A 12498-nucleotide genomic window follows, 5' to 3' on the forward strand; every position below is an offset into this window, starting at 1 on the left:
CTTATGTGTAGGGTTAGGGAAATAATTTATGGTACATTAGATAGAGAGTATAACACTACATAAACAATCAATGAAGGGAGTTGTGGGATAAGGTGACTGAATTATATGGACCCGTCAATGAATTAAAAGGCGTCGGGAAAGAAACAGCAGCCCATCTTGAATCACTAGGAATCAATACAATAGCTGATTTATTATGGACGTTCCCACATCGACATGAAGATTTTCGTTTAAAAGATTTAACGCAAACGCCACATAACGAACGGGTTACAGTTGAGTGTAAGGTGGAGCGGGAGCCTACGATTTTATTTTTAGGCCGCAATAAGTCAAGACTCCAAGTAACTGTTTTAGCAGGAAGACATTTAGTGAAAGTCGTATTTTTCAATCAGGGCTATTTAAAGCAAAAGCTTGTACCTGGTTCTATTATTACGGTGACTGGTAAATGGGATCGTGGTAGACAAGTTATCAATGGCACTTCAGTTACATTTGGTCCTAAAACTGATCAAGTTGACTTTGAGCCTGTCTATAGTCTGAAAGGTTTGATCCCCCAAAAAAGATTTCGTAAATATATGCGACAAGTGTTAGATGACTGTGGGGCCATGTTGCCAGATACCATTCCACAATATTTACAAGAGTCGTATAAGCTCGTTTCAATAAGAGAGGGCTTGGAGGGTATTCATTTTCCGTTGGATGCTGGACATGCTAAACAAGCAAGAAGACGTTTTGCCTATGAGGAGCTATTAAACTTTCAATTGCGTATTCAAGCTTTGCGGAAAATTAGGAAGGATAGTGAACACGGTACAGTTATTCAATTTGATGTGCATAAATTACGGGATTTTATCGCTTCATTACCCTATGAATTAACGAATGCCCAAAAACGTGTGGTGAATGAAATTTGTAAGGATTTGAAGGAACCACACCGAATGAATCGCTTGCTACAAGGGGATGTAGGTTCAGGTAAAACCGTCGTAGCAGCAATAGGGCTATATGCGGCCGTAACAGCAGGCTTTCAAGGAGCCTTAATGGCACCGACTGAAATATTAGCAGAACAACACTTAGAGAACTTGCAAGAATGGTTCCAACCATTTGGCGTTCGTGTTGCCCTGTTATCTGGGTCCACTAAAACAAAGGAGCGACGTGTCCTATTAGCTGATTTGGCAAATGGAGAGCTTGATATTGTTATTGGTACACACGCGCTAATCCAACCAGATGTTGTTTTTCATAAGCTAGGCTTTGTCATCACGGATGAACAGCACCGCTTTGGTGTGGAGCAACGACGTATTTTGCGTGATAAAGGGGAGAATCCCGATGTGCTTTTTATGACAGCTACTCCGATACCACGAACATTAGCTATTACTGCATTTGGGGAAATGGATGTATCGATGATTGATGAAATGCCGGCAGGGCGTAAACAGATTGAAACGCATTGGATGAAGAAAGAGCAATTCGGCTCCGTTTTATCTAAACTAGAATTAGAATTAGCGGCTGGAAGACAAGCCTATGCGATTTGTCCACTTATCGAGGAATCCGATAAGCTTGATGTTCAAAATGCTGTGGAAATATATGAGCAGCTAGCGACTTATTTTAAAGATCGTTACCATGTCGGTTTAATGCATGGGCGCTTATCCGCTGATGAAAAAGATGCGGTTATGCGTGCTTTTAGTGAAGGGACTATTCAGGTTTTAGTTTCTACAACCGTTGTAGAGGTAGGTGTAAATGTACCGAATGCTACCTTTATGATAGTCTATGATGCTGAACGCTTTGGCTTAGCACAATTGCATCAGCTTCGAGGCCGTGTTGGACGTGGTGAGCATCAATCATACTGTATTTTACTTGCTGACCCTAAGTCTGATGAGGGAAAAGAACGTATGCAATCAATGACGGAAACAAATGATGGCTTCCGTTTAGCTGAAAAAGATCTTGAATTAAGGGGACCAGGAGACTTTTTTGGTAGAAAGCAAAGTGGTTTACCAGATTTTAAAGTAGCTGATTTAGTACATGATTATCGTATTCTGGAGACCGCTAGAAAAGATGCCGCAGAGATGCTTGAAACAAAAGCGTTTTGGCAGGATGACGACTATCAATACTTGCGTAAAATGCTAGAAGATACTGGCGTTTTACAAGGAGAGCGCTTCGATTAATATGTGAAGCTTATTAGCAAAGAAAGAATGTAAGTACTTGATTTCAAAACAAGTCTTGCATTCTTTTTTTATACTCTATATACTGATATTAGTACCAAGTGCTAATAACAACTCAAAAGGTGGCGGATGAAGTTGAGACGAACGAAAAAAGAGCGACAGCGACTACTATCTGAAACGATAGCTGAAAATCCATTCGTCACAGATGAACAGCTAGCAACACAGTTTCAGGTAAGTGTCCAAACAATTCGTTTAGACCGTATGGAATTATCAATACCAGAATTACGCGAGCGAATTAAAGATGTTGCTTCAAAAAGCTATGAAAATGAAGTAAAATCTCTCCCGATTGATGAGGTCATTGGTGAGATTGTAGATATTGAATTAGATCATCGAGCACTCTCGATTTTTGATGTACAAGAAGAGCATGTGTTTCAGCGTAATGGCATCGCACGTGGTCATCATTTGTTTGCGCAAGCAAATTCATTAGCGGTTGCAGTAATTGATGATGAACTAGCATTAACCGTACATTCTAATATTACGTTTGTGAAACCTGTACGAGCTGGAAATCGTGTTATTACAAAAGCGATTGTTATCGGACGAGATGAACAAAAACATCGTACAAAAGTCGAGGTAACATCTACTGTTAATGGTGAAACCGTTTTTGTTGGTGAATTTGATATGTACCGCACGAAAGGTAAAGGTGAGTAACAATGAAATTAGCGCTTGATGGAATGGGTGGAGACAACGCACCAAAATCAGTTGTTGAAGGTGCATTTTTAGCATTAGAGCAAATTCCAAACTTAGAAATCCAATTATATGGTCATCAAGATAAGCTGGAACCATTTTTAAAACAACACGATCGATTAAAGGTTATACATTGTGAGGAAGTAGTAGAAGGAACTGATGATCCTGCCCGTGCTGTTCGTAGAAAAAAGGATTCTTCAATGGCGCGTATGATGGATGCAGTAGAAGAGGGTAAAGCAGATGCTTGCCTTTCTGCAGGGAACACAGGGGCCCTGATGGCGGGTGGCCTATTTAAAGTAGGTCGCATTGAGGGAATAGCCCGACCAGCATTAGCTACAACGCTACCAACGCTAGATGGTAAAGGATTTTTAATGCTTGATTTAGGGGCAAATGCAGATGCTCGACCAGAGCATTTAGTGCAATATGCCATTATGGGTGATATTTATGCTAAAAAGGTTGGAGGTATACAAAAACCACGTATTGGCTTATTAAATATCGGTACCGAGGATAAAAAAGGGAATGAATTAACAAAAGCTGCCTTCGAATTATTGAAGGAAGCAGATTTGAATTTTATTGGAAATGTAGAAGCACGTGATTTACTTGAAGGAGTAGCTGATGTTGTTGTAACAGATGGCTTTACAGGAAATATGGTGTTGAAGTCTATTGAAGGGACAGCAGGTGCTTTATTTTCTATGTTAAAAGAGGCCTTTATGTCTTCAACGAAAACGAAAATTTCAGCAGCGCTCATGAAAAATAATTTACGTGACTTGAAAAATAAAATGGACTATACAGAGTATGGTGGCGCAGGATTGTTTGGCTTACAAGCACCTGTTATTAAGGCACATGGATCATCAAATGCAAAAGCGATTTTCAGTGCCATTCGACAAGCCAACACGATGGTAGAGCATACCGTTATTTCAACGATTACGGAGACAGTACGTCACATAGAAATTGATTAAGCAAAGGGGATTATTCAAATGACGAAAATAGCATTTATTTTTCCAGGACAGGGATCGCAGGTAGTTGGAATGGGTCGAGAGTTTGTTGAAAATGCTGTAGAAAGTAAAGCGTTTTATGATCGTGCAGATCAAGCTCTTCAGTTTGAATTATCTAAATTAATGTTAGAGGGTCCAGCAGAAGAGCTAACACTGACATATCATGCACAGCCAGCGCTTCTTACTACTGGTGTAATGGTGGCTGAAAAGTTACGCGCAGCAGGTATTCAACCACACTACGCAGCAGGTCATTCACTTGGAGAATATGGTGCATTGGTGTTAGCAGGCGTTATGTCATTTGATGATGCCGTGTCGATTGTGCATAAACGAGGTCTTTATATGAATGAAGCTGTGCCGGCAGGACAAGGTGCAATGGCAGCAATTTTAGGAATGGAACTTGAGGCATTGAACGAGGTAACAGAGCAGGTGTCGGCATCGGGTGACTCTGTTCAGGTGGCAAATGTGAATTGTCCAGGACAAATTGTTATTTCGGGCACGAAAGAAGGTGTAGATAAAGCAAGCGTTGCTGCTAAAGAAGCTGGTGCAAAACGAGCAATACCTTTAGTTGTAAGTGGTCCCTTCCACTCTGATTTGATGCGACCATCTTCAGAGAAACTGCAAGCAGCATTAGCAGAAATTCCTTTATCCGCACCTGAAATACCTGTAATTGGCAATGTGATGGCGAAGGAATTGAAAGATGTAGCAGCAATACAACAAGAGCTAGTTGAACAGGTATATAGTGCTGTACAATGGGAAGCTTCTATGCGTGAAATGCTTGCGCAAGGTGTTGACGTCTTTATCGAATGTGGACCAGGTAAAGTATTAAGCGGTCTCTTGAAAAAAATTGATCGCTCTGCTGCAGCCTATTGTGTTTATGATGAAGCTTCGTTAGAAGCAGTTTTAGAAGCGTCGAAGGAGTGGTCAATCAATGCGTAAATTAGAAGGAAAAGTAGCCGTTGTAACGGGAGCTTCAAGAGGAATCGGACGCGCTATTGCTTTAAAGCTTGCAGAAGAAGGTGCTAAGGTTGTTGTGAACTATAGTGGCTCACAGGCAAAAGCAGAAGAAGTAGTGGCGATGATTCAAGAAAACGGTGGCGAAGCAATTGCTGTGCAAGCTAGTGTTTCAAAGACCGAAGAAGTCACAGCTTTAATGGATGCTGCAGTGAAAACATACGGTTCCCTTGATATTTTAGTTAATAATGCTGGTATTACAAGAGATAACTTGATCATGCGTATGAAAGAAGACGAATGGGACGATGTATTAAATACCAACCTTAAAGGTGTTTTCCTTTGTACGAAAGCGGTCACACGTCAAATGATGAAGCAACGTGCAGGTCGCATCATTAATATTTCTTCCATCGTTGGTGTAGCGGGTAATGCTGGTCAAGCCAACTATGTTGCGGCTAAAGCAGGTGTTATTGGATTAACGAAAACGACGGCAAAGGAATTAGCTTCTCGTAATATATTAGTTAATGCTATTGCACCAGGTTTTATCGAAACAGAAATGACAGAACAATTGCCAGAGGATATCAAACAAGGTATGCTAACACAAATTCCTCTTGCGAAACTTGGTCAGCCAGAGGATATCGCAAAAGCAGTAGCTTTCCTAGCATCGGATGACGCTAATTATATGACTGGGCAAACACTTCATATTGATGGCGGTATGGTCATGTAATTTCAATTAGGCATATACGCTGATTTTTTGTATAATCATTTGAGGGGAGGTGAATCATTTGTCTACAGTATTAGAACGCGTAACAAAAGTAATCGTGGACCGTTTAGGTGTGGAAGAAAGCGAAGTAACGCTTGAAGCTTCTTTCCGTGATGATTTAGGTGCTGACTCATTAGACGTAGTTGAGCTTGTAATGGAGCTTGAAGACGAATTCGATATGGAAATTTCTGATGAAGATGCTGAAAAAATCTCAACAGTAGGTACTGCAATCTCATACATCGAAAGTAAATTAAACTAATTTCGTTAAAACTTTATTTAGTGAAAATAGATCACCTCTAATGGTGTAATGGTCATCGTAATCATACAATGGTTTTATGGTAGCTTGAATAAAGTAGAAATTACTTTTTCTGCATTCCTTGTTAGAAGGAGCAGATTTCAATGAATGAAGATGTATTTAAAGGGGACGAAATGGATCGGTTTTCGATCTATTCACGTCCCTTTTTTATGTTAAAAATCTAATGACAAGTCGGCTTCAAAATTCTCTCTAATGGGAGATGTATGCTGAATCAAGAGGAATTTCCGGAAAAATTTCCAAAACATTGTGTTTAAGCTGAAATACTTTTGCATAAACGCCCTGAAAAAGGTACACTAAAACGGTAGAAACTATTAGGAAGGCAGATTTGTTCAATGGCTATGAAAAGAAAAGGAACTATGCAGAAATCTGGCGTACTTCCTGAAAAAGTACGCAACCAATTTGAGCTGTTACAGCATGAATTAAATATCACATTTATTAATAAAAATTTATTGTATCAAGCATTCACGCATTCATCTTATGTGAATGAGCATCGCCGTAAACTATTTACGGATAATGAGCGTCTTGAATTTTTAGGAGATGCAGTACTTGAACTGTCTGTTTCTAAATATCTTTTTGAGAAATACCCAAATATGAGCGAGGGTGAGCTAACAAAGTTAAGAGCTTCCATTGTATGTGAGCCATCACTAGTGATTTTTGCTAACGAGCTAGGCTTTGGACGCTTTGTATTGCTTGGAAAAGGTGAGGAATTAACAGGTGGTCGGGAACGTCCAGCGCTACTTGCAGATGTATTTGAGTCATTTGTAGGTGCACTTTATTTAGATCAAGATTTACAAACGGTCGTGTCATTTTTAGAACGAATCGTGTTCCCAAAAGTAGAAGTCGGTGCTTTTTCGCATGTGATGGATTTTAAAAGTCAATTGCAAGAAATGGTACAGCAAACGAATAATGGACTTCTTCATTATGAGATTATCGATGAAAAAGGCCCTGCACATAATCGTACCTTTGTATCAAGCGTATTATTAAATGGACAAGAGCTTGGTATTGGTCGTGGAAAATCAAAAAAAGAAGCCGAGCAGCAAGCTGCACAATGTGCAATGCGAATGATGCGTGAAGAAGCTGCAAAAGAGGAGGCTTAATAGATGTTCCTAAAACGACTAGAAGTGATTGGCTTTAAATCTTTTGCGGAACGCATTGGAATTGATTTTGTACCTGGTGTTACAGCCGTTGTTGGACCAAATGGCAGTGGAAAAAGTAATGTCACAGATGCGATTCGTTGGGTACTTGGGGAGCAATCGGCAAAGTCGTTACGTGGAGCAAAGATGGAAGATGTTATTTTCGCTGGGAGTGACTCTCGTAAGCCACTCAACTTTGCAGAGGTAACACTTATTTTAGATAATACTGACGAGCAACTTGCTTTTTCTTATACAGAAGTCAGTGTAACAAGACGCGTATACCGTTCAGGTGATAGTGAATATTTATTAAATAACCAACAGTGTCGCCTGAAGGATATTACGGACTTGTTTATGGATTCAGGACTTGGAAAAGAGGCATTTTCAATCATCTCTCAAGGCCGTGTCGATGAGATTTTAAATAGCCGACCTGATGATCGTCGTTCTATTTTTGAAGAGGCAGCTGGCGTTTTAAAGTATAAAATAAGAAAGAAAAAAGCTGAGCATAAGCTTGTTGAGACAGATGAAAATTTGTATCGCGTATTAGACATTCTCCATGAATTAGACAACCGATTAGAGCCGCTTGAAATGCAGGCATCTAGTGCAAGAGATTATGTACAAATGTCTTCTGAGCTAAAGGATTTTGATATTGCAATTCTTGTGCATGATTTTAAAAATTGTGCACAATCTTTGCATGCGCTAAAAGAGGAATTTACGAAGCTTTCTGCAACAGAGCTAGAACAAGCTCAAAATATTTCCATGATTGAGAAACGGACCGCCAATATACGGAAGCTATTAAAAGATCTAGATGATTATTTGGATGTTTCGCAGGCTGAGCTTGTCAATGCCACTATGGAGGTAGAGCGTTGGGATGGTCGTAAGGCATTGATGGCTGAAAAACGCCAAAATGCATCGAATCAACTACTACAGCTGAATACGACATTACAAGAGGCTAAGGCGGAAGTAGAATTACTCCTGGTTCAAGAACAGGAGAAAAAAGAAGTATTCTCCGAGAAGCAACAAGCCGTATCCGTGTTAAAGCAGAGCATCAAGCAGTTAGAACAATCATTAAATCGATCTGTGACAGAAATCGAGGAAGAAATAGAAGACTATAAAAATCGATATATCGATTCATTAAATGAAGAGGCAACAGTCAAGAATGAATTGAAAAATATCGATCAGCAATTAGCGCAACAAAAAGCAATGGCGGCAAAAATGTCCAATCAAACAGATGAAATTGGACAAGAGCTTATGCAAATCATTGCTGAAAAAGAAAAGCTAGTGGCTGAACATTCCTTAACAACCAATGATTTGCAGAAAAAACTAGAGCAACATGAAACATTACAAATACAGTTGAAAAATGTCAACATATCCTTTACAGAAAAGCAGGATATGTTGTACAAAGCCTATCAGCATCAACAACAACTAAAGGCTAGAAAAGATACATTAGCTGAACTTGAAGCTGATTTTTCTGGGTTCTTCCAAGGTGTTAAAGAAGTTTTACTTGCGCGAGATAAAGGCGAACTACAAGGAATTGAAGGTGCAGTAGCAGAGTTAATCCAAGTTGAAGGAAAGTATTCACAAGCGATCGAAACAGCGTTAGGCGCAGCCTCTCAACATATTGTCACAACCAATGAACGCCACGCACAGCAGGCCATTCATTGGTTAAAACAAAAACGTGCTGGACGTGCTACTTTTTTACCAAAAACAGTCATGAAATCACGCAAAATTAATCCAGGCACTATTCAGCTAGCAACTGAACACCCTGCCTTTGTTCAAATGGCAGATGCGCTTGTCACTTTTAATGAAGACAATCGAACAATTGTTGAAAATCTTTTAGGAAATGTCATAGTGGCAGCAAATTTAGAAGGCGCAAGTCAAATTGCCCGAATATGTGGTTTCCGATACCGAGTTGTCACACTTGAAGGAGATATTGTCAATGCAGGGGGCTCCTTAACAGGTGGAGCTCTGAAACAGCAATCCTCACTCTTTACAAGAAAAGCTGAGCTAGATGATTTAATCATTAAGCTAGAATCGTTACAAGCTTCCATTTATAGTGCTGAACAGGCTGTTGCAGCCGAAAAAGAGAAGCTTGCGGAATTGCGAGATCAAGTAGAGCAACTAAAGCTTGAAGGAGAGCAATTACGAAAAGAGGAGATGCAACAGTCTAGTCGTATTCGTGAGCTAGAGGTCGTTGAAAAAAGCTTATCGGCCAGAGTAAACTTTGCTTCAACTGAAACAAAGGATGTAAAAACTCGTGAGGAAGCATTATTGATACAAAAACAGGCAGCAGAGGAGCGTTTAAATACCCTTGCTATAGTCCTTGTCGAAATCAATGAAACTGTCGAACAATTAAGTAAGGTAAAGTTACAAGGTGAGACAGAGAAAGATGTATTACGAGAACAGCTTGCTGAAAAACGTTCACAGTTAGCGGTTATGCAGGAACAGCTGTCGCAAGTTCAAATTACGACTGCTGAACTAGCACTACAATTAAACAAAGCGCACCAAAAAGTCAAAAATATTTCTCAGGAAATAGTGTGGCTTCAATCTGACGAATCGACAAATCATTTAAGTGATGAAGAGGTCGAGGAACAGGTTATGACATGGAAAGCAAGAAGAGATGCCCTACAAGAGACTATTGCTGAAAAGAAAGAGCAGAAATTAGGACAGCAACAAGAACTTTCTACATTAGAAGAACAACTCAAGGAACTGCAACGTATTCATAAAGGATACCTTGAAGCAATACGTGCCAATGAGTTAAAACGTAATCGGGTAGAATTTGAAATGGATAATTTTATCGAACAACTCGAAGAAAATTATCAGTTAACATTCGAAGAGGCTGAAAAAGAAGCTCTAGCAATAGAAGATGAAGAGTTTGTGCGAAGACGTGTGAAATTGTTAAAAAGATCCATTGAAGAGCTAGGCCCCGTTAATTTAGGTGCGATTGAGGAATATGATAGAGTGCTAGAACGTCATACATTCTTAACTGAACAACGAGAGGACTTGCTTGCTGCACAGGAAACATTACATGAAGCAATCAAAGAAATGGATGAAGAAATGACGTTGCGCTTTAGTGAAACGTTTTATGCTATTAGAGAGCAATTTAAACGTGTTTTCCGTGAATTGTTTGGTGGAGGTCAAGCTGATTTGGTTTTAATTGACCCACAAAACTTATTGGAAACAGGTATTGAAATTGTGGCACAGCCTCCAGGAAAAAAATTACAAAATTTAAGCTTGCTTTCTGGTGGTGAGCGTGCACTTACGGCGATTGCTTTACTATTCTCCATTCTAAATATTCGACCTGTGCCATTTTGTATTCTTGATGAGGTAGAGGCGGCTTTAGATGAGGCGAATGTTGTGCGTTATAGCCAATATTTGAAAAAGTTTAGTCTCGACACACAATTCATTGTGATTACTCATCGTAAAGGTACAATGGAGGGGGCTGATGTCTTGTATGGTATAACAATGCAAGAATCAGGTGTATCGAAACTTGTATCAGTAAAACTAGAAGATGAACCCGTACTTGCGGAGCAAAGGAGCGAACAAGCATGAGTTTTTTTAAGCGTTTAAAAGATAAATTAATGGGTAATCCGGAAGAGGAAGAGAAACTAGACACAGCTGACAAAGAACAGGAATCTGACCAGTCGGAGCCGGAGCTTGAGGAATTAAACGAGCCTGCTGCCATTGAGACTGCTGATCTAAAAGTACCTGAACAAGGTGAAGAAGCATCAGCAATGACGATTGTGAAAGAAATTGAAGTGCAAGCAGACCCCTCAGCTGAAATAGAAGAAGGACAGCCAGATGTTCAGGAGCTAGCAGTAGTAGAGGCCGAACCACTGGAAGAGAAAAAGCCTTCTGCTTGGTCAATAACACAAAAATTCAAGGCTGGCCTTGAAAAAACACGGAATTCCTTTACTTCAAAAGTGAATGACCTTGTTGCACGTTATCGTAAAGTGGATGAAGATTTCTTTGAAGAATTAGAGGACTTACTATTACAGGCTGATGTTGGATTTGAAACAGTCATGGAACTCATGGATAAACTACGTTATGAAGTGCAACGTAAAAATATTAAAGATACAAATGGCATCCAAGCTGTGATTTCTGAAAAGCTTGTAGAAATTTATGAGCAAGGTGAAGAAGATTTAATTGAGCTAAATATGCAGCCAGATGGTGAACTAACTGTTATTCTATTTGTTGGCGTAAATGGTGTTGGGAAAACAACGACAATAGGTAAGCTAGCGCACCGTTTAAAATCTCAAGGGAAATCAGTTGTATTAGCTGCGGGTGATACGTTCCGTGCTGGTGCTATTGATCAATTACAAGTATGGGGAGATCGTGTCGGCTGTGAGGTTATTAAACAATCAGAGGGCTCTGACCCAGCAGCAGTAATGTACGATGCGATTCGTGCAGCAAAAAATAGAAAAGCAGATGTGTTGATTTGTGATACAGCTGGACGCTTGCAGAACAAAGTGAACCTAATGAATGAGCTTGAAAAAGTTCATCGTGTGATTTCACGTGAAATTCCAAATGCTCCACATGAAGTATTATTAGCATTAGATGCAACAACTGGCCAAAATGCGCTTGTTCAAGCACAAACATTTAAAGAAGCAACGAATGTAACAGGGATTGTTTTAACAAAGCTTGATGGCACAGCTAAAGGTGGTATTGTCCTTGCTATTCGAAACAAGTTACACATTCCTGTAAAATTTGTGGGTCTTGGTGAGAAAATGGATGATTTACAGCCATTTGATGCAGAACGATATGTTTATGGACTATTTGCCGATGGTTTGGATAAGGAACTAGAAAATAATGAAGAGTAACAGTTAACTGTAGCTAAATAATTTTATCTTGCTTGGCATTTATCTCTTTTCTTTTGGAGAAGCTGGATGCTTAGTTTGCTTCAATTTTTGAACAAAAATGGATAAAAAGACGCTGACACGTATAGGATAAAAACGCTCGACTGTGTATAGGTGAATTGACTTGTTTAAAAGAGTAATACTAGCCAAAGGCAAGAAATGCCTGAAAGCAGCAATTTAAGCTTTTAGACAAGGAGATTACCTTGACACAGACGGGCGCTTTTCGTTATGATACAAATGACTAATAGCGGGAGGAGAAACATTCGATGCTACTTGAAAAAACAACACGCATGAACTTTCTCTTCGACTTTTATCAAGCATTATTAACTGATAAACAAAGAAGTTATATGGAGCTATACTATTTGGATGATAACTCTCTAGGAGAAATTGCTGAATCGTATGGTGTTTCACGCCAAGCTGTTTACGATAATATTCGTCGTACAGAAGCGATGCTTGAGGAATATGAAGAAAAATTACGTTTACTTGAAAAATTTCAACAACGTACCCAAATGCTGTCACAGCTAACAATGGGGATTACAGAAAAGAGTATGACAGCTGAAGAGCAGCTAGCACTTATTGAACAGCTGAAAGAATGGGATTAGGAGGCGAAA

The 12498-nt window shown here is 39.6% G+C and carries 10 protein-coding genes; all 10 read left to right on the forward strand.

Features of this window, described 5'->3' with window-relative positions; all coding sequences use genetic code 11:
* Positions 1 to 92: 92 nt before the first annotated feature.
* The 10 genes from recG to MHB39_RS05260 all read left to right on the forward strand — a co-directional run bounded on the left by recG (position 93) and on the right by MHB39_RS05260 (position 12489).
* Positions 93 to 2138: an ATP-dependent DNA helicase RecG gene (gene recG / locus MHB39_RS05215; protein ID WP_016994906.1), complete on the forward strand. Its 2046-nt coding sequence runs from the start codon at positions 93 to 95 to the stop codon at positions 2136 to 2138.
* A gap of 132 nt (positions 2139 to 2270) precedes the next feature.
* Positions 2271 to 2843: a transcription factor FapR gene (gene fapR / locus MHB39_RS05220; protein ID WP_016994907.1), complete on the forward strand. Its 573-nt coding sequence runs from the start codon at positions 2271 to 2273 to the stop codon at positions 2841 to 2843.
* Between the two features lie 2 nt (positions 2844 to 2845).
* Positions 2846 to 3838 carry a phosphate acyltransferase PlsX gene (plsX, locus tag MHB39_RS05225; RefSeq protein WP_342545968.1) on the forward strand — a complete coding sequence of 331 codons (993 nt, stop codon included), beginning with the start codon at positions 2846 to 2848 and terminating at the stop codon, positions 3836 to 3838.
* Between the two features lie 18 nt (positions 3839 to 3856).
* Entirely contained in the window at positions 3857 to 4810 is a 954-nt protein-coding gene (fabD, locus tag MHB39_RS05230) for an ACP S-malonyltransferase (protein WP_342545969.1), read from the forward strand.
* Positions 4803 to 5549, forward strand: a complete 747-nt coding sequence (fabG, locus tag MHB39_RS05235) for a 3-oxoacyl-[acyl-carrier-protein] reductase (protein WP_016994910.1) — start codon at positions 4803 to 4805, stop codon at positions 5547 to 5549. Before fabD ends, fabG begins: the two co-directional genes overlap by 8 nt.
* A gap of 58 nt (positions 5550 to 5607) precedes the next feature.
* Positions 5608 to 5844: an acyl carrier protein gene (gene acpP / locus MHB39_RS05240; RefSeq protein WP_009371143.1), complete on the forward strand. Its 237-nt coding sequence runs from the start codon at positions 5608 to 5610 to the stop codon at positions 5842 to 5844.
* 389 nt (positions 5845 to 6233) lie between these two features.
* Positions 6234 to 6998, forward strand: a complete 765-nt coding sequence (rnc, locus tag MHB39_RS05245; RefSeq protein ID WP_012293239.1) for a ribonuclease III — start codon at positions 6234 to 6236, stop codon at positions 6996 to 6998.
* A gap of 3 nt (positions 6999 to 7001) precedes the next feature.
* Complete coding sequence (smc, locus tag MHB39_RS05250; protein WP_342545970.1) at positions 7002 to 10583, forward strand: chromosome segregation protein SMC; 3582 nt, start codon at positions 7002 to 7004, stop codon at positions 10581 to 10583.
* Positions 10580 to 11851 carry a signal recognition particle-docking protein FtsY gene (gene ftsY, locus MHB39_RS05255; protein WP_258859566.1) on the forward strand — a complete coding sequence of 424 codons (1272 nt, stop codon included), beginning with the start codon at positions 10580 to 10582 and terminating at the stop codon, positions 11849 to 11851. Before smc ends, ftsY begins: the two co-directional genes overlap by 4 nt.
* Positions 11852 to 12153: 302 nt before the next feature.
* Positions 12154 to 12489 (forward strand): putative DNA-binding protein, encoded by a 336-nt coding sequence (locus MHB39_RS05260; protein WP_342545971.1) that lies wholly within the window; start codon positions 12154 to 12156, stop codon positions 12487 to 12489.
* Positions 12490 to 12498 lie beyond the last annotated feature (9 nt).

This window comes from Lysinibacillus sp. FSL K6-4013 (assembly GCF_038630435.1).
Classification (GTDB): Bacteria; Bacillota; Bacilli; order Bacillales_A; family Planococcaceae; genus Lysinibacillus; species Lysinibacillus boronitolerans.

What these genes read in the sequence shown, in the direction of transcription:
- plsX (WP_342545968.1), top strand. Translation starts at nt 2,846, where the DNA reads ATGAAATTAGCGCTTGATGGAATGGGTGGAGACAACGCACCAAAATCA.
- fabD (WP_342545969.1), top strand. Translation starts at nt 3,857, where the DNA reads ATGACGAAAATAGCATTTATTTTTCCAGGACAGGGATCGCAGGTAGTT.
- fabG (WP_016994910.1), top strand. Translation starts at nt 4,803, where the DNA reads ATGCGTAAATTAGAAGGAAAAGTAGCCGTTGTAACGGGAGCTTCAAGA.
- rnc (WP_012293239.1), top strand. Translation starts at nt 6,234, where the DNA reads ATGGCTATGAAAAGAAAAGGAACTATGCAGAAATCTGGCGTACTTCCT.
- smc (WP_342545970.1), top strand. Translation starts at nt 7,002, where the DNA reads ATGTTCCTAAAACGACTAGAAGTGATTGGCTTTAAATCTTTTGCGGAA.
- ftsY (WP_258859566.1), top strand. Translation starts at nt 10,580, where the DNA reads ATGAGTTTTTTTAAGCGTTTAAAAGATAAATTAATGGGTAATCCGGAA.
- MHB39_RS05260 (WP_342545971.1), top strand. Translation starts at nt 12,154, where the DNA reads ATGCTACTTGAAAAAACAACACGCATGAACTTTCTCTTCGACTTTTAT.